The sequence below is a fragment of the Streptomyces sp. NBC_01235 genome (assembly GCF_035989285.1).
Taxonomy (GTDB): Bacteria; Actinomycetota; Actinomycetes; order Streptomycetales; family Streptomycetaceae; genus Streptomyces.
Map to the genome: position 1 here is coordinate 10,066,608 of NZ_CP108513.1, position 22,875 is coordinate 10,089,482.

The window sequence follows — 22,875 nt, forward strand, 5'->3', positions numbered from 1 at the left end:
CGGTCACGGCGTTGTTGTGACCGGGGCCCCGATGATGGCTCGCACGGCCGCGGCGGCCACCGCTCCAGCCGCCGCCGCCAGGTCTGGCCCGAGCCGAACCCCAGCTCCAGGGGCAGCAGTTGCCAGGGGGTCACCAACGGCTCCGTCGCCTGCACCAACGCCCACTTCGACGATCCCATCGACGGCGTGGCCAAAGACCAATACGCGCATGGCCCGGAGCTTAGACCTCGGCCTCTTCGAGTCGCACCGCCCGGGGGACGCGATCCCCTCCGAGCGTTCCCTGTGTGCCCAGCGGGGTGTGTCCCGCCCGACCCTGCGCGCAGCGGTCGACGAGCTCGTCGCCGCGGGTCTGCTGGTACGGGAACACGGGTGCGGAATGTTCGTGGCACCCGAGAAGATCACCCAGGAACTCGTCTCCCGCCGACAGGTCATGACGGTGCCTCAGGCCTCACCGCTACCGCATCGTCTCTCGGCTCACCCTCGGCCCCGTGGGCGAGGGCGGCGCCGGCCCGGCTCGGACACCACCCCGGCACCGTGAGGCGGTGAGGGCATGCGTCAGGGCGGGGAGGGACAGCGTTCCGGCTGTCCCTCCCCGCCCTGACGGGACGGGCCTCAGATTGCCTGGGCGGTGGGCAGGATGGTGATCTCGGTGAGGTTGACGTGGCGCGGGACGGCGGCCATGAAGGCGACGGTCTCGGCGATGTCGGCGCTCTGGAGGACGTCGATGTCGTGGATGAGGTCGGCCATCAGCTTGGAGGCGTCGGGGTCGGTGACGTGCGCGGGGGTGTCGTCGTAGTCGGCGATGCGGTCCGCGGCGACCGACAAGGAGCTGGCGTCGAGGAAGTCGGTGCGGAACACACCAGGCTCGACGACCATCGACTGGATCCCGAACGGCGCCATCTCGACGGAGAGCGCCTCGCTGACGCCGGCGACGGCGAACTTCGACGCGCAGTAGAGGCTGACACCGGGCTCGCCCTCGAAACCGGAGCGGGAACCGATGTGCACCAGTCGGCCCGATCCCTGCTTGCGCATGACGGGCAGTACGGCGCGGGTGACGTTGATCAGGCCGAAGACGTTGAGGTCGAACAGCGACCGGGCCTCCGCGTCGGTGATCTCCTCCAACGCGCCGAGCAGGCCTCGGCCGGCGTTGTTGACCAGGACGTCGATGCCGCCGAAGTGGTCCACGGCGGCCTCGACCGCCTGCGGGATGCTGTCGTTGTCCGTGACGTCCAGGGCGACCGCGAAGACCTTGTCGGAGTCCTTCAGATCGGCCGACACCCGCTCCGGGTTTCGCACGGCGACCACGACATTGTTACCGCCTGCCAGGGCGGCGCGAGCGATTTCCGCACCGATTCCGCGGGAGGCGCCGGTGACAAACCACGTAGCCATGGGGAAAACCTCTTTCGTCGGTTCCCCATTTTTCGGGGATTTCCTGATTGACGTATTCGAGTGTGCCCGTCGGCTCCAGGGCGATGAAGGCTGCGCAGCGGCTCCAGTGGGCCCAGGACCATCAGTCGTGGCAGTACTCGGGCCCTTCAGTCATGGACTGCGCCCCCTGGCATCCTTGTCGGAGTCCGCGACAGCGTGTTGCGGGCAAGTGATCCCGGAGCCGAGGCCCGCTGGGAGCACAGCCGCCTGTCCCACCAGATCGACCGCAAGGAGAAACCGGGGTTCATCGCGTGCGAGGCGCGTGCCGCTGACGCCCTCGGCATGGGGAGTTCGCGGAAGGCCCGGGAAGCGATCCAGGCTGCCGCAACCAAGCGCGCGGAAAACGTGTGACAGCCGGTTTCCGATCCACTGACACCCGGCAAGGTGCGTCTTTCCGGTGATTTCCTGGCCGGAATTCCGGGTGCCGTCGAGAGGAATGCGTGCTAACAGCCTGGGGCGTGTCGCGTGCCGGCCCGGCGGGGCATATGCGTGTCCCGCCGGAGACGGTTTTTCCGGCGGTCTCCTGGTTCAGGCGCCGTGTGCGGGATTCTGCTGGTGAGGTACTTCGGGTGCGCTGATGGAGCCCAGCAGGGCCAGTCCGTCGGCGGAGGGGGAGCCCGGCTCGGCCTGCAGGATGATGAGCTGCTGTCCCGGGACGCTGCGGATGTCGAGGGCCTCGTGCCGCAACTCCAGGTCTCCCACGACGGAGTGATGCACCTGTTTGACGTCGTAGGGCGGGACCCGGGTGTACTCGCGGGCCCACAGGGAGCGGAACTCGCCGCTGCGCACCGACAGTTCACCGACGAGCTCCAGGATGCGGGGATCCTCCGGAGTGCTTGCGGCGGTCTGCTGAAGGTCGGCGACCGCACGATGCCGGGCCCGCTCCGGGTTCCGGTAGAAGGACCTCGCCGCAGGGTCCAGGAAGAGCATGCGCAGCACGTTGTCGTGCTGGGCGAAGTCACGGTAGAGGGCGTCGGCCAATGCGTTGGTGGCCAGCAGGTCCTGGGCGTGGCCGATGATGAAGGCCGGCGTCCTGGTCCAGCTTTCGATCAGTTGCCGCAGATGCGGGCGGACACGCTCGACCCGGACCGGGGACTTCGTACGGCGGGCTGCCGGCCGGGCCAGCCGGAAGAGTTCTCGCTTGTCCTCTTCCCCGAGGTGCAGTGCGCGGGCCATGGCTTCCAACACCCGGGGTGAGGGGCTGAGTTCACGGCTCTGCTCGAGTCGGCTGTAGTAGCTCAGGCTGACACCTGCGAGTGTCGCGACCTCGTCGCGCCGCAAGCCGGGCACTCTTCGGCGGCCGGCGCTGGGCAGTCCTGCTACAGCAGGGCTGAGCCGTTCTCTTCGGGAGCGGAGGAACTGACCCAGCCCTCCAACCGAGTCAGGGTGCGTGTCGTTGTCCATGCTGCCAAGGCTAGGCGGAGAACGCCGGGAAGAGTTCTGTCGACGGTGGGTGCATTACTCCCAGGATTGTGGTCCCCCCGAGGGCAAGGCCGTGACGGACGGCGGGAGGTCTTCACGGGTGCTCGCCGGCGTGACGTTCGAGTCGCCCGCGCCCTCAGCTGCCCCCTGCCGACAGCCCAGCCTCCGCAGCGAGTCACGGAGGACCGGAAAACCCCATCAAACAAGGCAGGGAATTACTCTGTGCGAAAGATGTATCATTTTGTGTTACATTGCGCGACCGATATTTTTCATCGGCTGAAAACCATCTAGTCTTGCCGCATGAGCAATGGGACGCCTTTGGGTGATTTCCTCAGAGCCCGCCGAGAAGCCTTGAAGCCGCACGACGTCGGTCTGCCCGAACACGGGCGACGTCGGGTGCCGGGACTGCGCAGAGAGGAAGTCGCGCTGCTCGCCGGAGTCAGCTCCGACTACTACATCAGGCTGGAACAGGGACGCGAGAACAGCCCGTCCCCGCAGGTCCTCGACGCCGTGGCACAGGCGCTCAAACTGGACGCGGAGGCCACAGACCATCTCAACCGCCTCTGCCTCACCACCTCGCAACGCCCGCGCGACTGGGGCGAGACGGACGTCAGCCACCAGTTGTTGCAGTTGATGGACGGATGGGATCACACTCCGGCCTTCGTCGTCGGCCCGGCCCTCGACATCATGGCGGCCAACTCCCTCGCCACGGCCCTCCACGGCGGGTTCGACCAGTTCGACAACCTCGCCCGCATGGTGTTCGTCGACCTGGCAGGGCGCGAGTTCTACCAGGAATGGGAGCGAGCCGCGCACTCCTGTGTCGCCGAAATCAGGGCCGCCTACGGACACGACCCCGAATCGGCCCGCATCGCTGAAGTCGTGGCGGAACTGTCCGCCCAGAGTGAGGAGTTCGCCGGGATCTGGAAGATGCACGACGTCAAGAGCAAGTCCCAAGAAGGCAAGCATCTCAAACACCCCCAGGTCGGAGACCTGTACATCAAATTCGCGGCTTTCACGGTCAACGGGGCCCCGCACCAGCAACTGGTGGTCTATCAAGCCGAACCGGACAGCCCGACGGCGGCCGCCTTCGAGACGCTGAGGGCCATGGCCACCCAGCCGAAGCCGGCCCAGGCGGCTGCGCCCGTGGCCGACCTCGCCGTCAACGAGCAGTAACGGCGATCATGAGGATGTGAGCTCCGGTGGAGGCTGGTCCTGCCGCACCCAGGAACAACGCGGCCTTCATAGCGGTGCGTCCGTCTGCCGACACTCGAGGCGACAGGCAGCGCGCGCCGGCCAGGCCGCCGACGCTCGGATCGCACGGCGTCAGGAGCAGACATGATCACCGTGAAGGACCTTCAGCCCCACCCCCCTGGACCAGGTTCACCGTCTGATCGAACCCGGCCCCGTCATCCTGGTCACCACCCGGCACCGCGGCATCCCGAACGTCATGACCAACGCGTTCAACATGATGGTGCGCCACGCCTCGCCGCTGATCGGGTGCACCATCGGCCCCTGGGACCACAGCTACCAGGCCCTCGTCGAGACCGGCGAATGCGTCATCTCGGTCCCGACGGCGGACATGGCCGCCACCGTGGTCGACATCGGCAACTGCTCGGGCGCCGACGTGGACAAGTTCGAGGAGTTCGACCTGACCGCCGTAGCTGGTGAGCAGGTACAGGCACCGCTCGTGGCCGAGTGCTTCGCCAACATCGAGTGCAGGGTCGCCGACAGCAGCCTCGTGGCCCCCTACAGTCTCTTCCTCCTTGAGCCGGTCAGGGCATGGACCGACCCCTCGCAGCCCGAGCCGCAGCTCTTCCACCACCGCGGAGACGGAACCTTCACGCTTGACGGGCCGACCGTCGAACTGAAGGACCGCATGACCAAGTGGCAGTACCTCCTGTAGGTGGGCGCGAACCGGCACACGGCACACACGACACGGGAGATGTCCCTCCTCGCAGGAAACACCGCCCTTCACCGCCTGGCCAGCGCTCCTGGAGAGATCACGGTACGGCGGAGCTTGCGGCGCCCGTTGAGGACGAACGTCGCCTCCCTGACCGCACCGCAGTCCCGCTGACTACGAGACCGCACTCGCAGCCTGACCACCACACCAATGGTGTCCGTCCAAGCGGAACAAGCTCACTGGGACCGCCTGAGCCGTCCAAGATTGCCGCCATCCCTGCACTTCGTGCCCGGCAGGCTCGCGAAGTTAGTGGCCTGGGGTGCACTGGCACCAACCTGGCGGAACAACGCTGCGCCAGCCTTGGCCGTCTGGGTTACCGAAGGCTTCGCCCGTGCCAGACGGTGCGTCGCAAGGGGCGCGCGCTCGCCCCGCTGCACCCAGACCTGTTGGGTTCCCACAATCACCCGAGTGACCGTCCTGCGACGCCCGTCTCCGTGAGCCAATGGGATCAGGGGTCAGCGTCAGCCGCTGACGCCATGCAGTCGATCGGTCCCTGCGCCGGGCCGCCAGCGGCGTACACCCCGCCTCACCATGCCCTGACGGCCCGTCAGGAAAGTCAGCAATGGGTCAGCATTCGTCCGCCCAAGGCTGCCCACAGATGCCCACACCCTGGAAACGCGGACTCCCTCGGAAGCGCCTGAGCGGCGGCCTCCGAGGGTCCGCACCACCGCAGATCAGCGATGCGGGACGAGCGGTGATCTGGTCTCGAACTCTCTGGACCGGAGACCCGATTTTCCCAGGTCAGCGCACCCTTCCCCGCGGCTTCAGCGGCACCGGCGGCAGTTCCGGTGCGCGCAGTGGATCCCCGTCGTAGCCCCTCACCTCGCCGAAACGGGCGCTCGTCATCCAGTCCTCGCGAGCCTGTGCGATCTCCTCCTGGGACCGCCCGACGAAGTTCCACCACATGACGAGCTCCTCCTCGAACGGTTCGCCGCCGAGGAGCATCACCCCCGCGTCGGACTCGGCCCGCAGGGGCAGCTCGGTGCGTCCGCAGCCGAGATAGAGCATCGAGCCCGGCAGGACGGGCACCCCGTCCACGTGCACCTCGCCCGACATCGACAGTACGCCGTACTCGAAGTCGGGCAGGAGCGGCAGCCGTACGTCGGCGCCGCGGGCGAGCGCGAGATCGGCGCCCACGATGGGGGTGTACGCCGTTCCGGGTGAGGTGGAGCCGTCGAGGTCGCCGAGGAGCACGGTGGCCGTGAGTCCGGGGGCGGTGACCGTGGGCAGGTCGGCGTGGTGCTCGAAGCCGGGGTCCGTGTGCCGGTGGGCGTCCGGCAGCGCGACCCAGAGCTGGGCGCCGTGCAGGTAGCGGGCGTGCGCCTTGGGGCTCTCCTCGGAGTGGCTGATCGCGCGCCCCGAGGTCATCAGCCCGAGTTCGCGAGGCCGGATGGTCTGCAGGCTGCCGGTCGAGTCGCGGTGCAGCACCTCGCCCTCGTGCAGCCAGCTGACGGTCTGCAGGCCCATGTGCGGATGCGGCGGGACCTGCATGCCCGGCTCGTCGGCGATGTCGTCGGGGCCGTAGTGGTCGACGAAGGCCCAGGCGCCGATCATGCGCCGGCCGAGGTTCGGCAGCAGCCGGCGCACCTCGGTCGACTCGCCGAGCTTCACATACCGGGGGCTCAGCAGCTCGCGAACGGGTTCGGCGACGACGAATCCACGGCCGCCGCACACACTGGGCACGGGCGCGCGGTCAAGGTTGCTCATGCGGCACAACTTAGCGGTCGGGTGCCATGTTGCGCAGAAGGAACCGGGCCGGGTTCGGTGAGCGCTGTGCGCCGGCTCCTCAGCCGGTCAGGGTCGCGTCAGCCGGTCAGGGTCGCGGCGAGTTCCGTGGTGGCCCTTACGATCTCGGTGTCCGGCTCGGCGAGGAGTTGACGCAGGACGTCCCGCTGGGCGTGAACGGCGTGGCGGGCCGCGCGTTCCCAGCCCACGTAGTCGTCGGGGTGGTGGAGCAGCTTGGGGTACGTGGCGGCCGTGGTCTCCCACTGCCGGGTGTCGGCGATGCTCTTCAGCAGGCGCAGGATCTCCGCACGGCACGTGACCTGGGGGAGGCGGACGAGTTCCCAGAGGAAAGGCACCGTCGCCGCCGTCGCCTCGTCGACGACGAAGCCGAACTGGCAGATTCTTCGGCGCAGTTGGCCGAGCGCGCAGTCGGCGCTGTCGGCGTCGCCCCGGGCGAGGGTGGTCAGCAGGAACGGGATGGCCTCGGCGGACCCGGTGGAGTCCTTGATCTCGGGCCAGGGCACGTGTCCCAGGTCCTCGAGCGGTGCGTTTCTCTTCGTGGCAGTCATGTCAGGTGTCAGCCGTCGGTCGGGGATCAGGGCTGGGGGCGGGTCGGCAGCATGGCCCAGACGGTCTTGCCCACGGGGGAGCGCCGGGTCCAGCCCCAGTGCTCCGAGAGGGCCTCGACGATGTGCAGTCCGCGGCCGTGTTCCAGGAGGGCATCCCCGGTGTGCGGGTAGACGGGCAGGCTGTCGCTCGGGTCGGTGACGGCGCACACCAGGTGGGATCTGCGCAGGGTGAGTCTGAGCCGTACGTCGAACTCGTTCGCCGAGGGGTGCGGCAGTCCGTGCAGGACCGCGTTGGCGGCAAGTTCCGTGACGACGGTGAGCGCGTCGTCGGTGCAGTGGTCCAGGGACCAGCAGTCGAGGGTGCGGTGGGTGAAGTCCCGTGCCTGGGTGAATCCTTCCCGGCTGCCCGTGAGGCGCAGGGCGGCGGTTCTGGGCGAGTCACGGACGGAGACGGACTCGTGGCTCCGGAACTGCGCAGGTGATGACACGGTGCATCTCCCTGAAGCGTCGTCAGGACGGTTGCCGGAAAGGTGGTTGACGGCATGGCTATTATCCACGCTGACGATGGTCCTCGTGCAATTTCACGGGAAATTGCGCGTACGTAGCGAGGAGAGTGAAGTGCCGTCAGCGCCGAACGGAGTACGGGCGAGCTCGCTGGGCGTCCGCTGGATCAAGAGCAGTCACAGCAACGCCGAGGGCAACTGCGTGGAGGTCGCGGCCCTGGACGGGGGAGGCGTCGCGATGCGCAACTCCCGTGACCCCGACGGGCCGGCCCTGGTGTACACGCCGGCCGAGCTGGCCGCGTTCGTGGCCGGGGCGAAGGACGGGGAGTTCGACCACCTGGCGTGAAGGCCGGGTGAGGGTCACGAGTGGACTTGGTGGACGGGCTCCGCCGGTCGGCTCGCGGCGTCCCGACGGTGTCAATTCCCCTGCCGCGTGCGGCCGGAGGGCTTCGGATGCGATACTGAGCTCTGTCGTCTGCCGGTCCACGGGGAGTCAGGATGTCTGCCGAGTCGTCTCGTGTCTCCCGCCTCGAACCGTATCTGAACCGGGCCGAGCCCGCCCCGACCTTGCTGAAAATGCTGGTCGGTGTGCAGCTGGCGGGTATCCGGGAGGACGCCGGACTCTCCCAGGAGCAGGCCGCGCGCGCCATCGGGTTCAGCCCGGCGAAGCTGTCGCGCATCGAAGCGGGCAAGGGGCGCAGGCCGCCCGTCGAGGCGGACGTCCGCGCGCTCCTGTCGCTGTACGAGACGGACGACCACGAGGCCTCGGTGCTGCTCCGGTTGCTGCGGCAGGCGGGCGAGCCCGGCTGGTGGCAGCGCTACGACAAGCGGCTGATGCCCGAGTGGTTCGACCGGCTGGTCGGTCTGCAGGAGGCGGCCACCGCGATCCGTACCTTTGAGATCCAGTACGTACCGGGCCTGTTGCAGACCCCCGCGTACGCGCGGGCCGTCGTGGAGCGCGGCCTGCCGTCGGCGCCGCCGCGGGAGGTCGAGCGCCGGGTGGAGCTGCGGACACGGCGCACCGAGCTGCTGCGGCGACCGGACGCCCCGCGGGTGTGGGCGATCCTCGACGAGTCGGTGCTGCTGCGGGTGCTGGGCAGCCGCGAGGTGATGCGCGAGCAGCTGGCCCACCTCGTGGAGCTGGCCGGGCTGCCCCATGTCACCGTCCAGGTGGTGCCGTTGGACGTCACGCACGCCTCCGCGCCGGCCATACCGGTCACCTATCTGCGCTTCGGCGGTGCCGATCTGCCCGACGTCGTCTATCTCGAACAGATCAGGAGCGCCACCTTCCTGGAGGACCAGGACGAGACGGAGGAGTACCGCGTCGCGCTGGACCGGCTGGCCGACGAGGCCCTCAACCCGCGTGAGACGCAGGCCCTGTTGGCGTCGATAGCGAAACAGCGCTACGCCTGACGATCAGCCGAGGCGGCCCACGCCGCCGAACTCGATCCACTCCTGCGTGAGTTGCCGGGGTGCGACCTCGGTGTCCGGGCGCCAGGTGGACACTTCCACCAGTCCCGGGTCGAGGATGTCCAGGCCCTCGAACAGTGCGGCGACGTCCTTCTCCTGGCGCACCCGGCCCCAGTGGCCCTGGGTGGCCTTGTCCATGAAGTCGGTGACGAACTCCCTGACCGCCTGGTCCTCGCTGACCAGCTGGCACATCACCAGATAGCTGCCGGGGGCGAGGTGTTCGGTCACCCGGCGGACCACCGCCTGCGGCCCGTCGGTGTCGCTGTCGGGGATGCAGTGGAAGACCGAGTTGAACAGCACGGCCACCGGCTGAGAGAAGTCGATCAGGCGCCTGGTGTCCTCATGGGCGAAGATGGCCTCCGTCTCCCGCATGTCGGCGTGGATGACGGTGGTCCGCTCGTCCTGCTCCAGCAGGGCCCGGCCGTGCACGAGCACCATGGGGTCGTTGTCGACGTAGACGACGTTCGAACTCGGGTCGATGCGCTGGGCGACCTGGTGGATGTTGTCCTGGGTGGGCAGGCCTGAGCCGTGGTCGAGGAACTGCCGGATCCCGTACTCCTGCGTCAGGGTCTTCACGACCCGCTGCAGGAAGCGCCGGTTGTTCAGCGCGAGGACGCGGGTGCTCGGGACGACCTTGTCGAGTTCCTCGCAGGCCGCGCGGTCGGCCGCGTAGTTGTCCTTGCCGCCCAGGTAGTGGTCGTACATGCGCGCGGCTGTGGGAACCGTGGCATCGATCGACGTGGACAGCTGTTTGCCGGGCTGCATCTCTTCCCCCAGTTCCCCGCCGTGCCACGGACTGGCGCGGCCGACAACACATCTTAGGGAAACGGCAATTGGCGACACCACCCCCTTGATCGACGGTTCCCCTGAAGGTGTCGACGCATGGGAGGTGTTGGACACCTGGTCCAGTGTCTGGATTCGTGGTCTAATGCGGGTATGGAAACCCGGGAGACCGAGCGGGACGCGATCCTGCGCGCGCTCACCCCCGTCGTCGACGGGATCGCGGCCACCTTCGGGCCGGTGTGCGAGGTGGTGCTGCACGACTACCGGCGGCCGGAGAAGTCCGTCGTCGCCGTCGCCGGGTCGGTGACGGGGCGGGCGGTCGGCGGGGCGATGAGCGAGATCGGCATGCGGGTCCTCGCCCGCGGCGACGACGCCGCCGACGAGCTGAACTACGTCACCCGCACCGGCGCCGGACAGCTCGTGAAGTCGTCCACGATGGTGCTGCGCGACTCCACGGGCGCGGTGTTCGGCGCGCTGTGCGTCAACGTGGACGTCACCGAGGTGGACCGGGTGCAGGGCCTGCTGGCCGCGCTCGCCGGGACGACCGGAGTGCGGGCCGACGCTCCCGTGACCACCTTCGGCGACGACATCGACTCCGTCGTCGACGCCCTCCTCGACGCCCATCTGCTGCGCCAGGACCAGACCTGGGCCGGCCTCGACCGCTCGCGTCGGCTTGCGCTCATCCGCAGCCTGGACGAACACGGCGTGTTCGCCGTGCGCCGCGCGATCGAGCAGGTCGCCGCCCGCCTGGGCATCTCCCGCGCCTCCGCCTACAGCTACCTCTCCCAGGCCAGAGCCGCGCACGGGACCGCGGCGACCGGCACCGACGACACCCCCGAGGGAGCACATCCGTGACGACCACACCCCCGCCGATCACCCTCGACGACGTGCGCGACGCGGCCGCCCGGCTCAAGGGCGTCGCGCACCGCACACCCGTGCTGCGCTCGCGGACCCTCGACCGGATCGTCGGCGCGGAGGTCCTTTTGAAGTGCGAGAATTTCCAGCGCGTCGGCGCCTTCAAGTTCCGCGGCGCCTACAACGCGGCCTCCCGGCTGGCCCCCGAGCAGCTCGCCCGGGGCATCGCCGCGTACTCCTCCGGCAACCACGCCCAGGCCGTCGCCCTGGCCGCGCGAGAACTCGGCACCACCGCCGTGATCGTCATGCCCGAGGACGCGCCCCGCTCCAAGCGGGCGGCGACGGCAGGGTACGGCGCGGAGATCGTGACGTACGACCGCTACACCGGCGACCGGGTGGCCGTCGCCGAGGCGCTCGCCGCCGAGCGGGGCCTGGCGCTGATCCCGCCCTACGAGCACCCGCACGTCATGGCGGGCCAGGGCACCGCCGCGCTCGAACTCCTGGAGGAGGCCGGGGATCTGGACGCCCTGCTGGCGCCGGTCGGGGGCGGCGGGCTGATCGCCGGCAGCGCGACCGCCGTCAAGGGGCTGAGGCCGGGCATCCGCGTCGTCGGCGTCGAACCGGAGGCCGGGGACGACACCAAGCGGTCGCTGGAGGCGGGCCGGCGCGTCGAGATCCCGGTACCGCACACCATCGCCGACGGCCAGGCCCTGCACACGCCCGGGGAGCTGACCTTCTCGGTGAACCGGCGGCTCGTGGACGGGATCGTCCTGGTCTCCGACGACGAGATCCGCGCGGCCATGCGGTTCGCCTTCGAACGCCTGAAGATCGTCGTGGAGCCCAGCGGCGCCACTCCGCTCGCCGCCCTCCTCGCAGGACGGGTCGACACCCTGCCCCGGCGCGTCGGTGTGATCATCTCCGGCGGCAACATCGACACCGGCCGCTTCGCGGAGCTGTGCGGCGGCGCCGCCTGAACAGGGGCGGTTGCTCCGACTGGCGGCTGTCGGTGGACAGGCGGACCATGGAGGTGTGGGGCTCGGCCCCCACCGGTGACGCCCCTGCCGCCGGGGAGACGGGCCCCGGCCGCGATGAAGCGCGGCCGGAAGGAGGGAGCGTCATGATGGAAGTGAAGACGCTCGACAAGCCGGACGAGCGACGCGATTTCCCCCGCGGCCACCTGGAGGCCGTTCACATGACCGGCCTCGACTTCGCCGTCGGGACCTTCGAACCGGGATGGCGCTGGACCGAGTCCGTGGCGCCGATCGCCGGAACCAAGAGCTGCGAGGTGCACCACAACGGCTATGTGGTCCAGGGCCGCATGCACATCACGATGGACGACGGCGGCGAGGCCGAAGTCGGCCCCGGCGACGTCTTCGTGGTCCCGCCCGGCCACGACGCCTGGGTCGTCGGCGACGAACAGTGCGTGGTGTACGACTTCGCCGGGGGGATGGCGAAGGACTACGCGAAGGCGAAGGAGAGCTAGCCGGCGGGTACGGCTAGACCGGGAGCAACCTGCCGACCAGGACGCCGAGTTGGTGGGCGTTGCGGCACTCGTGCATGGCGACCAGCTCGGCGTACTCGGGTGCCGCCGAGTCGCCCGTGCCCCACTGGGGCCGGGGCTCGGGGTTCAACCAGTGCACGTGACGCGCCTGTTCGGAGATCTGCCGCAGCGCGGCCGTGTTCGGATCACTCATGTTCGTGCGGGCGTCGCCCAGCACGAAGACGGTGGTGCGCGGGCCGACCGCCGCGCCGTAGCGCTCCACGAACTCGCCCAGGGCGACGCCGTAGTCGCTGCTGCCGTGATAGCCCGTCAGCCGCGCCTCGGCCCGGATCCGGGCGCCGAGCCCCTCCGGATCGGCCGCGCCGTGCTGGAGCAGCCCCGTCACCTCGTCGATCCGGTTGACGAAGGCGAACGCGCGCACCTTGCCGAACTGGTCGTGCAGCGCCTGCACCAGCAGCATCGTGAAGTCGGAGAAGCCGGACACCGAGCCCGACACGTCGCACAGCAGCACCAGTTCGGGGCGGGCCGGACGCCGGCGGCGCAGCACGGGCCGCATCGGTACCCCGCCTGTCGAGAGGGAGCCGCGCAGGGTGCGCCGCAAGTCGATGGTGCCCCGGGAGGCCCGGCGGCGGCGCGCCGCCATGCGGGTGGCGAGTCTGCGGGCCAACGGCTGTACCGTCCGGCGTAGTTCGGCCAGCCGGTCCTTCCCCGCGTACAGGAAGTCGACCCGGTCAGCGGTCGGCGCCACCGCCCGCCGGGCGATCTCGTCCCGCCCGCGCCGCTCCGCCACCCGGCGCCGCGCCTCCTGGGCCACCAGAGCGCGGAAGGCCTCGATGCGGCGCCGGATCTCGTCCTCGAGGAGCCGGTCGGCGAACCCGACGTCACCGCCCCGGGACCGGATGTCGTCCCGCACCCGCGCCAACAGGGTCTGCGGGCGCAGCCGTTCCAGGGTCTGGTACGAGGACCAGCCCTCCGCGCCCGGTGAACTCCCGTACCCGCCCAGCCCGTCGACCGCCTCGATCGCCAGCCGGGCCAGCACCGCCTCGTCGCCCGCGGCGAGCGCGGCGGCCAGCCGGTCGCGCAGGTCGTCCCGGTCGCCGGGCTCGTCCTGGGGCGCACCGACGCCGCGCGGGAAGTACAGGTCGAAGACGGTGTCGAACAGCCGCCGTTGGTCCGTCGAGTGCAGCAGCGTCGCGGCCAGTCCCTCGCGCAGGAGCCCGCGGTCCGCGAACCCCAGCGCCGCCGTCGCCTCGGCGGCGTCCACCGTCTCGCCGGTGCCGACACGGACGCCGTGCGCGCGCAGCGCGGCGACGAATGCGACCAGACGGTCGGCGACATCGGCGCTCACACGGCGTCCAGGTCGAGCTTCGCACCGGCCTTGAGGACGTCGTCCTGGTGCTTGAGGATCACGCCCAGACTGTCGCGTACGACCCTCTCGTCGAGGGTGGTGGCGCCGAGCGCGAGCAGCGTGCGCGCCCAGTCGATGGTCTCGGCGACGGAGGGCGCCTTGCGCAGGTCCATCGCCCGCAGCGCGCCGACCACCCGGACCACCGACTCGGCCAGCGCCGCGTCGATGCCGGGCACCCGCAGCCGGACGATCTGTCGCTCCAGCTCCTCCTCGGGGAAGCCGATGTGGAGAAAGAGACAGCGGCGGCGCAGCGCCTCCGACAGTTCACGTCCGGCGTTCGAGGTGAGGACGACGAAGGGGCGGCGGGTCGCGGTGATCGTGCCCAGCTCCGGGACGGTGACCTGGAAGTCGCTGAGCACTTCGAGGAGCAGCCCCTCCATCTCGACGTCGGCCTTGTCGGTCTCGTCGATCAGCAGGACGGTCGGCTCGTCGCCCCGGATGGCGGTCAGCAGCGGGCGCGGGAGGAGGAACTCCTCGCTGAAGATGTCCGTGCGGGTCTCGTCCCACGTCTCGTCGCGGCCCGCGCTGATGCGCAGCAACTGCTTGGCGTGGTTCCACTCGTACAGCGCCCGGGACTCGTCGACACCCTCGTAGCATTGCAGCCGTATCAGCCGGGCCCCCGCCACCTCGGCCACCGCCTTGGCGAGTTCCGTCTTGCCGACCCCGGCCGGGCCCTCCACGAGCAGCGGTTTGCCGAGCCGGTCGGCGAGGAAGACGGTCGTGGCGACGGCGGGGGAGGCCAGATAGCCGCTCTCGGCGAGCCGGGCCGAGACATCGTCGACGGACGTGAACAACGGGGCCTCCGGGAGTCGATCGCGGCTGGACAGGTCCGATCACATATCTAAGCGCTTGTTCACCTCCCTTGTCGATGTTGTCAGTGGCGGCGGGTACGTTGCGCCCATGGGTGTCTATCTCGTGAGTGTGAGTCCGCAAGACTGGTCGGCCCCGGGGGAGGACGGCTACGGAGACGTCGCCTCGGCCCTGAACAGGGAGCTGGAGCGGCGCGGACTGCCGCCGTACGAACCGAAGGCCCCCCAAGGCCCGGGGTGGTTCGAGGAGAAGATGAGCCCGTCGATGGACGGCTTCGTCGAGCTGTGCCGGGCACGGCTGCCCCCTGAGGAGGGGCACACCCTCCTCGACTGGTCGCTCCTGGTCCCGTTCGCGCTGGAGGAGGGCATCGAGCTGCCCGTCGGTTCCGCGTACACGGACGAGACGCTGGTCGTCGGAGCACCGTACGTCCTCGCCGTCGCCGAGCGGCTCGCCGCGGCCCTCGGTCTGCCGCTGGACCTGATACCGGCGACCTCCGGCAACCTCGAACTGACCCTGTGGTTCCTGGAGGGAGAGGCGGAGGAGGTCGCGGCGGCCCGGCCGGGCCCCTGGGCCGACGACCTCGCCACCGCGTTCTACACGGCGGTGTACCTGCGCGCCGCCCAATACTCCCTGCGCCACGGCTGCGCGATGACCTACTCCTGAACAGGCTCCGTCAGCCCACCAGGATCACCTCCAGCGTGCGCGGGCCGTGCACTCCCTCCACCCGGTCCAGCTCGATGTCGCTGGTGGCGGAGGGGCCCGAGATCCATGTCAACGGACGTCCGGGATCGAGCCGTTCGAGGCCCTGAGGGACGGAGGACACGACCTGGTCCGGCACCCGCACCACGCAGATGTGGTGGTCGGGCACGAGGGTGATCCGGCGACGGCCCTGGTCGGGCCCGCCGTCGAGCACGATCGTCCCCGTCTCCGCGATGGCCACCGCGCACGCGGTGACCACGCTGTCGACCCGGTCGAGTTCGTGCGCGGTGCTCTCACCCCGGTCCGGCACGCGCGCGACGTCCGTCTCCGCCAGCCACGCCTCTTCCAGCCCGGGCGGCACGAGCACGGTCGCCGCCTTCCGCTCCGCGAGCAACCGGGCTACCACGGAAGGCAGTTCACCTTCACCGCACCGGTGGACGACGGCCCGGTAGTCCGCCAGGTTCTCCGCCAGCAGTTCCACCGTCTCCTCGACGCTCCGGTCGCCGTGCTCGCGCAGATAGTCGCGCGCGACGGCCTCCCCGTACGGGGTGTCGTCCGGCGGCACGTCGGCCAGCGCGCGCCGCACCCGGCCCAGGATCCGCTCCCTGCTGCTCACTTCGCCGCCTCCTTGCCGGTGGTGCCGCCGTTCGTACGCTGCCACCAGTCGCGGAACGGCTCCGCGGGCACGGCCGGCAGATCCCGCGTACCGCTCCACGCCTTCCCGGGACCGGGCAGGGTACGAGGGTGCAGGCGGCGGGTGCGGGAGGCGAGCCGCTGCCCGGTGCGCAGGGCGCCGGGGCGGCCGAACGCCCAGCGGGCCGCCCGCATCGCGGCGCGTTCGGCGGCATGGCCCTTGGCAGGTTTCAGCACCACCTTGTTGCCGTCCCGCGTCACCGGCCCGCCCTGGACGACCCGTTCCCGCAGGTGCACCAGCACCTCCGGGATGTCGATGGCGACCGGGCAGACGTCGTAACAGGCTCCGCAGAGGGATGAGGCGTACGGGAGTGAGGCGTCGATCTCGCTCTGTATGCCCCGGAGTTGGGGACTGAGGATCGCGCCGATCGGGCCCGGGTAGACGGAGCCGTAGGCGTGGCCGCCCGCTCGCTCGTACACCGGGCAGACGTTCAGACAGGCCGAGCAGCGGATGCAGCGCAGGGCCTGGCGGCCGACCTCGTCGGCGAGGGTGTCGGTGCGGCCGTTGTCCAGCAGCACGAGATGGAAGGTCTGCGGACCGTCGCCGTCCGTCGTCCCGGTCCAGGTCGACGTGTAGGGGTTCATGCGCTCGGCCGTCGAGGAGCGGGGCAGCGTCTGGAGGAAGACCTCCAGGTCCCGCCAGGTCGGCACGATCTTCTCGATGCCGACGACGGAGATCAGGGTCTCGGGGAGCGTGAGGCACATCCGCCCGTTGCCCTCGGACTCGACGACGACCAGGGTGCCGGTCTCGGCGACCATGAAGTTCGCGCCGGAGATCCCCACCTTGGCCCGCAGGAACTTCTCCCGGAGATGGAGGCGGGCGGCCTCGGCGAGTTCGGCGGGCGTGTCGGTGAGGCCCTCGGGAGCCGGGCGCCCCCACTCACTCATCTCCGCGCGGAAGATGTCCCGGATCTCACCCCGGTTGCGGTGGATGGCCGGGACGAGGATGTGCGAGGGGCGGTCCTTGCCGAGCTGCACGATGAGCTCGGCGAGGTCGGTCTCGTAGGCCCGGATGCCCTCGGCCTCGAGCGCTTCGTTGAGCCCGATCTCCTGCGTGGCCATCGACTTGACCTTGACGACCTCCGGCTCGCCGGTCTCCTTGACCAGTCGGGCCACGATCCGGTTCGCCTCGTCCGCGTCGGCGGCCCAGTGAACCGTGCCGCCCGCCGCCGTGACCGACTCCTCCAACTGGACCAGGTACCGGTCGAGATGACGGAGGGTGTGGTCCTTGATCAGCTTGCCGGCCTCGCGCAGCTCCACCCAGTCGTCGAGTTCAGCGACGGCGACCGCGCGTTTGGCGCGGATGGTGTGCGTGGCGTGCCGCAGGTTGCCGCGCAGGGTCGCGTTGCCGACCGCCTCGTGCGCGGCCTTCGGGAACGCCGGCATCCCGACGAACGTCCCGCTCACAGGGCCGGCTCCTCTTCCGTGCTCGCCAGGATCTCCGCGATGTGCACCGGCCGCATGCCCGTCCTCAGCCGGGCCATGGTCCCGCCGATGTGCATCAGGCAGGAGTTGTCGGCCGCGCACAGCACCTCGGCGCCCGTCGACTCGGCGTTGCGCACCTTGTCGGCGCCCATCGCCGCCGAGACGTCCGCGTTCTTCAGCGCGAAGGTCCCGCCGAAGCCACAGCACTCGTCGGCGCCGGGCAGTTCGGCCAGCTCCAGCCCCTTCACCGCCTGGAGCAGCCGCCGGGGCCGTTCCCCGAGTCCGAGACTCCGCAGTCCGTGACACGTCGGGTGATAGGTCACCGTGTGCGGGTAGTACGCGCCGACGTCCGTCACCCCGAGCACGTCCACCAGGAACTCGGTGAGCTCGTACGTCTTCGGGACCACCGGCGCCAGCGTGGCGGCGAGGGTGTCCCCGCGCCCCTCGGCCCGGGCCCGCTCGCCCATCCTCGGATACAGCTCCCGCACCATCGCCCCGCAGGACCCGGACGGCGTCACGATCGCCTCGTACTCCCCGAAGACATCGGAGAAATGCCGGGCGAGCGGCTCGGCCTCATGGCGGTAGCCGGTGTTGTAGTGGGCCTGCCCGCAGCAGGTCTGGGCCATCGGGAAGTCGACCTCGACACCCAGCCTGGTCAGGAGCTTCACCACGGCACGGCCGGTGTCCGGATAGAGCGTGTCGTTGACACAGGTCAGGAACAGTGCGACACGCATCGCGGCTCCTAGGGGTTGGTCATCGGATGAGTGCAGGGTAGTCCGGTATGGGGACCCGGGTGAGCCCCGGCTCACCACGCGGCGAGCCGGGCCTCCGCCTCGCGCCAGCGCTGGGCGTCGCCCTGCGGCTCGTAGTGGGTCAGGGGCTGCGTACGGACGAGCAGCCGGCGCATCTCGGCGCGATCGCCCACCAGCCCGTGGGCCCGGGCCTGGACGAGCACGTTGCCGAGCGCGGCCGCCTCCGTCGGACCGGCCACCACCGGCAGCCCGCAGGCGTCGGCGGTGAGCTGACACAGCAGCGCGTTGCGGGTGCCGCCGCCGACGATGTGGACGACGTCGACCGGATGGTCGGCGAGCCGCTGGGCCTCCTCGACGGCCCGCCGGTGGGCGAGGGCGAGGGAGTCCAGGATGCAGCGCGTGATCTCGGCGGGAGAGGCGGGCACCGGCTGCCCGGAGGCGCGGCACGCCTCGGCGATGCGCTCCGGCATCCGCCCGGGGGCCAGGAAGGCCGCGTCCCCCGCGTCCACCACCGACCGCAGCGCGGGCACGGCGGCCGCATCCCGCAGCAGTCCGCCCAGCTCCGGGTCGCCCCAGGCCCGTACGCACTCCTGGAGCAGCCACAGCCCCATGATGTTGCGCAGGTAGCGGACCGTGCCGTCCAGCCCCAGCTCGTTGGTGAAGTTCGCGGCGCGGCTCTCCTCGGTGAGCACGGGCGCGTCCAGTTCCAGTCCGGCCAGGGACCAGGTGCCGGTGCAGATGTAGGCGAACCGTTCACCGGTGGCGGGGACGGCGGCCACGGCCGACGCCGTGTCGTGCGAGCCGACGGCCGTCACCGGCACGGGCCCGGTCAGTCCCGTCTCCTCCAGCACCTCGGCCCGCAGCAGACCGGCCGGGTCGCCGGGCTGCCGCAGGGGCGCGAACAGGCTCAGGTCGACGCCGAGCCGGGCGGCGACGTCGTAGGACCAGTCGCGCGTCCGGGGATCGATGAGCTGGGTGGTGGACGCGTTGGTGAGCTCGGTGCCCTGCTCGCCGGTCAGCCAGTAGGTCAGCAGGTCGGGGATGAGCAACAGCCGCCGGGCCTGCGCCAGTTGGGCCGAGGAAGCCGCGGCCGTCAGCTGGTACAGGGTGTTGAAGGGCGCGTACTGAAGGCCCGTGGCCGCGTAGAGTTCGGCGGCCGGGACGGCTCCCCACACCTTCTCCGCGACACCCTCGGTCCGGGCGTCGCGGTAGTGGACGGGGTTGCCGAGCAGCGCCCCGTCGGCGTCGAGCAGGCCATAGTCCACGGCCCAGCTGTCGATGCCGACCGAGTCCACCTGACCGGCCGCCCGCAGCCCGTCCAGCACCCCCGCGTACAGGGACAGCACATCCCAGCGCAGCCCCTCCGGAACCCGGACCGGCCGGTTGGGGAAGCGGTGCGCCTGAGCCAGCTCCAGCGAGTCCGGGCTCACGCGGCCGACCATGACACGCCCGCTGGACGCGCCGAGGTCGACAGCGGCGTACGACTTCACGGCCGTCACCGGAGGAACGCGGCCGCCACACCCGCGTCGACAGGGACGTGCAGTCCGGTGGTGTGGGTGAGTTCCCCGCCCGTCAGCGCGAACACGGCGTTCGCGACATGCTCCGGCAGCACCTCACGCTTGAGGATGGTCCGCTGCGCGTAGAACTCGCCCAGCTTCTCCTCCTGGACCCCGTACACGGCCGCGCGCTGAGCACCCCAGCCACCGGCGAAGATGCCGGAGCCGCGCACCACGCCGTCCGGGTTGACCCCGTTGACGCGGATGCCGTGCTCGCCCAACTCGGCGGCCAGCAGCCGCACTTGGTGGGCCTGATCGGCCTTGGTGGCCGAGTAGGCGATGTTGTTGGGTCCGGCGAAGACGGCGTTCTTCGACGCGATGTAGACGATGTCCCCGCCCAGCCCCTGCGCGATCATCACCCGCGCCGCCTCACGCGAGACGAGGAAAGAACCGCGGGCCATGATGTTGTGCTGGAGATCCCAGTCCTTCGCCGAGGTCTCCAGAAGCGGCTTGGAGATGGAGATCCCGGCGTTGTTGACGACGAGGTCGACCCCGCCGAAGGCGAGCGCGGCGGCCTCGAAGGCAGCGGTGATCTGTTCCTCGGACGTCACGTCGACGGTGACGGCGACGGCCTTGTCGGGCCCGCCCAGCTCCTCCGCGACGGCGGCGGCGTTCTCGGCGTCGAGATCGGCGACGACGACACACGCGCCCTCGGCGACCAGACGGTGCGCGATCGCCTTCCCGATCCCGCTCCCGGCCCCCGTCACCAGGGCAACCCGGGTGGCGAGCGGCTTGGGCCTCGGCATCCGCTGGAGCTTGGCCTCCTCCAGCGCCCAGTACTCGATGCGGAACTTCTCCGACTCCTCGATCGGCGCGTACGTCGACACCGCCTCGGCGCCCCGCATCACGTTGATCGCGTTGACGTAGAACTCGCCGGCCACGCGCGCGGTCTGCTTGTCCTTGCCGAAGGAGAACATGCCCACACCGGGGACGAGCACGATCGCGGGGTCGGCGCCGCGCATGGCGGGGGAGTCGGGCTCGGCGTGCCGCTGGTAGTAGGCGGCGTACTCCTCGCGGTAGGCGGCGTGCAGCTCCTTCAGCCGCGCGATGGCCTCGGCCGGCGGAGCGGTCGGGGGCAGGTCGAGGACCAGCGGCCGCACCTTGGTGCGCAGGAAGTGGTCCGGGCAGGAGGTGCCGAGCGCGGCAAGACGCGGGTGCTCGGCCCGCGCCACGAAGTCGAGGACGGCGTCGGAGTCGGTGAAGTGCCCGACCTGCGGCTTGTCCTGGGAAGCGATGGCCCGCACGTGCGGCGCGAGCACGGCGGCCCGCTCCCGCCGCTCGTCCTCGGGCAGCGCCTCGTAGCCGTCGAGGACAGGACCGAAGGGCTCGGCCTTGCCCTTCTCTGCGAGGAAGGCCTCGGCCGTGCGGATGATGTGCAGCGAGTTGCGCTCGCACTCCTCGGAGGTGTCGCCCCAGGCGGTGATCCCGTGCCCGCCGAGGACGCATCCGACGGCCTGCGGGTTGGCGGCCTTGATGGCGGCGATGTCGAGCCCGAGCTGGAAGCCGGGCCGCCGCCAGGGCACCCAGGCGACGGCGTCGCCGAAGCACTCGGCGGTCAGCTTCTCCCCGTCGGCCGCGCAGGCGAGCGCGATACCGGAGTCGGGGTGCAGATGGTCCACGTGGGCGGCGTCGACGAGCCCGTGCATGGCGGTGTCGATCGACGGCGCCGCACCGCCCTTGCCGTGCAGGCAGTAGTCGAACGCGGCGACCATCTCGTCCTCGCGCTCGACCCCCGGGTACACGTCCTGCAGTGCCCGCAGCCGGTCCAGCCGCAGTACGGCGAGCCCGGCCTCGGTGAGCGTGCCGAGGTCGCCGCCCGACCCCTTCACCCACATCAGCTCGACGTCCCCACCGGTCACGGGATCGGTGTCGGTTCCCTTGGCGGAGGCGTTCCCGCCGGCGTAGTTGGTGTTACGAGGATCAGCGCCGAGCCGGTGCGACCGGCCGATGAGAGCAGAGGCTTCGGGGTGCGGTGCCATGAACTTCGAGTCCTTACGTGAAAGAGGGTGACTGCATGCTTTCCAGGGGCGCGGGCGGTATCGATGTGCGGTTCTGCCGCGTGGGTGCGACCGGCCACGACGGGCCCGCAGCCCGCGAATCACAGATCTCGGCGGACGCTCACGCGCCCCAGCCGGCCTGCTCCCCACCGACCCGCTCGGCAACGATCTTCTCGGCCCACCCGGACCGCCGGTAAGCCGCCATCGGCTCGGGGTCCAGCCCCATCTCCTCCCGCACCTCACGAAGCAACGGCCGCACATCGGTGTTGTAGGCGTCCATCACCACGGCATTCGCCTCCAGCACATCGCCGGACGCCTGCGCGGCAGCCAACGCCGACCGGTCGACGAGCAGCGCCTTGGCCGTCGCCTCCTGCACGTTCATCACGGAACGGATGATCGCCGGAATCTTCGCCTCGATGTTGTGGCACTGGTCGAGCATGAACGCGACCTCGGACGTGAACCCGCCCCCGCGCACCACCTCGTACATGATCCGGAACAGCTGGAACGGGTCGGCCGCTCCCACCATCAGGTCGTCGTCGGCGTAGAACCGGGAGTTGAAGTCGAACCCGCCGAGCTTCCCCTCCCGCAGCAGGGTGGCGACGATGAACTCGATGTTGGTTCCGGGCGCGTGGTGCCCGGTGTCGACCACGACCTGTGCCTTCGGGCCGAGCTTCAGACAGTGCGCGTACGCCGTCCCCCAGTCGGGGACGTCCGTCGAGTAGAAGGCGGGCTCGAAGAACTTGTACTCCAGCAGCATCCGCTGCCCGTCCCCGAGCCGCGCGTACACCTCGGCCAGGCCCTCGGCCAGCCGGTCCTGCCGCTCGCGGAGGTCGTCCTGCCCGGGATAGTTCGTCCCGTCGGCGAACCACAGCTTCAGATCGGCGGAGCCCGTCGCGTCCATGATGTCGACGCACTCCAGCAGATGATCGAGCGCCTTCCGCCGCACCGCCGCATCCGGGTGGCAGATGCTGCCCAGCTTGTAGGCGTCGTCCTGGAAGGTGTTGGAGTTGATCGCCCCCAGCTTCACGCCCCGGTCCTCGGCATGTTTCGCAAGTGCGGAGTAGTCCTCCACCTTGTCCCACGGAATGTGCAGCGCCACGGTCGGGGCGACGCCGGTGAACGCGTGCACCTGTGCGGCGTCGTCCAGCTTCTCCTGCGGGGTGCGCGGGACGCCCTCCTGGGCGAACACCTTGAAGCGGGTCCCCGAGTTCCCGTACGCCCACGACGGCGTCTCGACGGCCTGGGTCTTCAGCACGGCCTTCACCGCGGCGAGGTCGGTCACTTCGGGCTCCTGTGGCATCAGTCCGGAACGACTCCCG

General features: G+C 70.3%; 23 protein-coding genes and 1 pseudogene. 10 read left to right on the plus strand and 14 right to left on the minus strand.

From position 1 onward, the window contains the following. Window positions 1-208: 208 nt before the first annotated feature. A pseudogene (locus OG289_RS45155) lies at window positions 209-451 on the plus strand (GntR family transcriptional regulator); the annotation flags it as partial. Between the two features lie 161 nt (window positions 452-612). On the opposite strand, the gene OG289_RS45160 reads toward OG289_RS45155, so the two are convergent. Further along, window positions 613-1,389, minus strand: a complete 777-nt coding sequence (locus OG289_RS45160; protein ID WP_327319819.1) for an SDR family oxidoreductase — start codon at window positions 1,387-1,389, stop codon at window positions 613-615. 195 nt (window positions 1,390-1,584) lie between these two features. Here OG289_RS45160 and OG289_RS45165 point away from each other — a divergent pair, with 195 nt between their 5' ends. Next, window positions 1,585-1,779, plus strand: coding sequence for a hypothetical protein (locus OG289_RS45165; RefSeq protein WP_327319820.1), 195 nt, complete (start codon window positions 1,585-1,587; stop codon window positions 1,777-1,779). A 177-nt stretch (window positions 1,780-1,956) separates the two neighbouring features. Here the strand turns inward: OG289_RS45165 and OG289_RS45170 are convergent, their stop codons facing one another. Continuing rightward, window positions 1,957-2,832 carry a helix-turn-helix transcriptional regulator gene (locus OG289_RS45170; protein WP_327319821.1) on the minus strand — a complete coding sequence of 292 codons (876 nt, stop codon included), beginning with the start codon at window positions 2,830-2,832 and terminating at the stop codon, window positions 1,957-1,959. A 318-nt stretch (window positions 2,833-3,150) separates the two neighbouring features. Between OG289_RS45170 and OG289_RS45175 the strand changes: the two genes are divergently transcribed. Beyond that, complete coding sequence (locus OG289_RS45175) at window positions 3,151-4,023, plus strand: helix-turn-helix transcriptional regulator (protein ID WP_327319822.1); 873 nt, start codon at window positions 3,151-3,153, stop codon at window positions 4,021-4,023. A 274-nt stretch (window positions 4,024-4,297) separates the two neighbouring features. Next, window positions 4,298-4,753: a flavin reductase family protein gene (locus tag OG289_RS45180; protein WP_327319823.1), complete on the plus strand. Its 456-nt coding sequence runs from the start codon at window positions 4,298-4,300 to the stop codon at window positions 4,751-4,753. A 798-nt stretch (window positions 4,754-5,551) separates the two neighbouring features. On the opposite strand, the gene OG289_RS45185 is transcribed toward OG289_RS45180, so the two are convergent. From OG289_RS45185 to OG289_RS45195, 3 genes are all read right to left on the minus strand, one after another. Beyond that, complete coding sequence (locus OG289_RS45185; RefSeq protein WP_327319824.1) at window positions 5,552-6,517, minus strand: pirin family protein; 966 nt, start codon at window positions 6,515-6,517, stop codon at window positions 5,552-5,554. A 98-nt stretch (window positions 6,518-6,615) separates the two neighbouring features. Continuing rightward, the gene (locus tag OG289_RS45190) at window positions 6,616-7,059 is read right to left on the minus strand and encodes a hypothetical protein (protein WP_327319825.1); all 444 of its coding nucleotides are present in this window, start codon (window positions 7,057-7,059) and stop codon (window positions 6,616-6,618) included. 71 nt (window positions 7,060-7,130) lie between these two features. Then, window positions 7,131-7,592 carry an ATP-binding protein gene (locus OG289_RS45195; protein ID WP_327319826.1) on the minus strand — a complete coding sequence of 154 codons (462 nt, stop codon included), beginning with the start codon at window positions 7,590-7,592 and terminating at the stop codon, window positions 7,131-7,133. A gap of 130 nt (window positions 7,593-7,722) precedes the next feature. Here OG289_RS45195 and OG289_RS45200 point away from each other — a divergent pair, with 130 nt between their 5' ends. Next, window positions 7,723-7,953, plus strand: coding sequence for a DUF397 domain-containing protein (locus tag OG289_RS45200; RefSeq protein ID WP_327319827.1), 231 nt, complete (start codon window positions 7,723-7,725; stop codon window positions 7,951-7,953). Between the two features lie 152 nt (window positions 7,954-8,105). After that, window positions 8,106-9,020 carry a helix-turn-helix domain-containing protein gene (locus OG289_RS45205; RefSeq protein ID WP_327319828.1) on the plus strand — a complete coding sequence of 305 codons (915 nt, stop codon included), beginning with the start codon at window positions 8,106-8,108 and terminating at the stop codon, window positions 9,018-9,020. 3 nt (window positions 9,021-9,023) lie between these two features. Here the strand turns inward: OG289_RS45205 and OG289_RS45210 are convergent, their stop codons facing one another. Then, complete coding sequence (locus OG289_RS45210; RefSeq protein WP_327319829.1) at window positions 9,024-9,842, minus strand: SAM-dependent methyltransferase; 819 nt, start codon at window positions 9,840-9,842, stop codon at window positions 9,024-9,026. A 171-nt stretch (window positions 9,843-10,013) separates the two neighbouring features. On the opposite strand from OG289_RS45210, the gene OG289_RS45215 reads away from it, so the two are divergent. The 3 genes from OG289_RS45215 (at window position 10,014) to OG289_RS45225 (ending at window position 12,198) form a co-directional block, all read left to right on the plus strand. Further along, window positions 10,014-10,715, plus strand: a complete 702-nt coding sequence (locus OG289_RS45215) for a helix-turn-helix transcriptional regulator (protein WP_327319830.1) — start codon at window positions 10,014-10,016, stop codon at window positions 10,713-10,715. Then, on the plus strand, window positions 10,712-11,689 hold the full coding sequence (locus OG289_RS45220) for a threo-3-hydroxy-L-aspartate ammonia-lyase (protein WP_327319831.1): 978 nt from the start codon (window positions 10,712-10,714) through the stop codon (window positions 11,687-11,689). Before OG289_RS45215 ends, OG289_RS45220 begins: the two co-directional genes overlap by 4 nt. A 143-nt stretch (window positions 11,690-11,832) precedes the next feature. Further along, the gene (locus OG289_RS45225; RefSeq protein ID WP_327319832.1) at window positions 11,833-12,198 is read left to right on the plus strand and encodes a cupin domain-containing protein; all 366 of its coding nucleotides are present in this window, start codon (window positions 11,833-11,835) and stop codon (window positions 12,196-12,198) included. Window positions 12,199-12,211: 13 nt separating this feature from the next. On the opposite strand, the gene OG289_RS45230 is transcribed toward OG289_RS45225, so the two are convergent. Both OG289_RS45230 and OG289_RS45235 read right to left on the minus strand, forming a co-directional pair. Continuing rightward, window positions 12,212-13,564: a vWA domain-containing protein gene (locus OG289_RS45230; RefSeq protein WP_327319833.1), complete on the minus strand. Its 1,353-nt coding sequence runs from the start codon at window positions 13,562-13,564 to the stop codon at window positions 12,212-12,214. Next, window positions 13,561-14,418: an AAA family ATPase gene (locus OG289_RS45235; RefSeq protein ID WP_327319834.1), complete on the minus strand. Its 858-nt coding sequence runs from the start codon at window positions 14,416-14,418 to the stop codon at window positions 13,561-13,563. Before OG289_RS45235 ends, OG289_RS45230 begins: the two co-directional genes overlap by 4 nt. Before the next feature lie 106 nt (window positions 14,419-14,524). Between OG289_RS45235 and OG289_RS45240 the strand changes: the two genes are divergently transcribed. Further along, entirely contained in the window at window positions 14,525-15,097 is a 573-nt protein-coding gene (locus OG289_RS45240; RefSeq protein WP_327319835.1) for a hypothetical protein, read from the plus strand. A 10-nt stretch (window positions 15,098-15,107) separates the two neighbouring features. On the opposite strand, the gene OG289_RS45245 is transcribed toward OG289_RS45240, so the two are convergent. From OG289_RS45245 to rhaI, 6 genes are all read right to left on the minus strand, one after another. Next, window positions 15,108-15,749, minus strand: coding sequence for a LutC/YkgG family protein (locus OG289_RS45245; RefSeq protein WP_327319836.1), 642 nt, complete (start codon window positions 15,747-15,749; stop codon window positions 15,108-15,110). Beyond that, on the minus strand, window positions 15,746-17,233 hold the full coding sequence (locus OG289_RS45250; protein WP_327319837.1) for a LutB/LldF family L-lactate oxidation iron-sulfur protein: 1,488 nt from the start codon (window positions 17,231-17,233) through the stop codon (window positions 15,746-15,748). The genes OG289_RS45245 and OG289_RS45250 overlap by 4 nt, the downstream gene beginning before the upstream one ends. Further along, window positions 17,230-17,985: a (Fe-S)-binding protein gene (locus tag OG289_RS45255; protein WP_327319838.1), complete on the minus strand. Its 756-nt coding sequence runs from the start codon at window positions 17,983-17,985 to the stop codon at window positions 17,230-17,232. Before OG289_RS45255 ends, OG289_RS45250 begins: the two co-directional genes overlap by 4 nt. Before the next feature lie 71 nt (window positions 17,986-18,056). Beyond that, window positions 18,057-19,493 carry a rhamnulokinase gene (locus OG289_RS45260; RefSeq protein ID WP_327319839.1) on the minus strand — a complete coding sequence of 479 codons (1,437 nt, stop codon included), beginning with the start codon at window positions 19,491-19,493 and terminating at the stop codon, window positions 18,057-18,059. 5 nt (window positions 19,494-19,498) lie between these two features. Beyond that, entirely contained in the window at window positions 19,499-21,538 is a 2,040-nt protein-coding gene (locus OG289_RS45265; RefSeq protein ID WP_327319840.1) for a bifunctional aldolase/short-chain dehydrogenase, read from the minus strand. A gap of 139 nt (window positions 21,539-21,677) precedes the next feature. Next, window positions 21,678-22,838 (minus strand): L-rhamnose isomerase, encoded by a 1,161-nt coding sequence (gene rhaI, locus OG289_RS45270; protein WP_327319841.1) that lies wholly within the window; start codon window positions 22,836-22,838, stop codon window positions 21,678-21,680. Window positions 22,839-22,875: the final 37 nt, after the last annotated feature.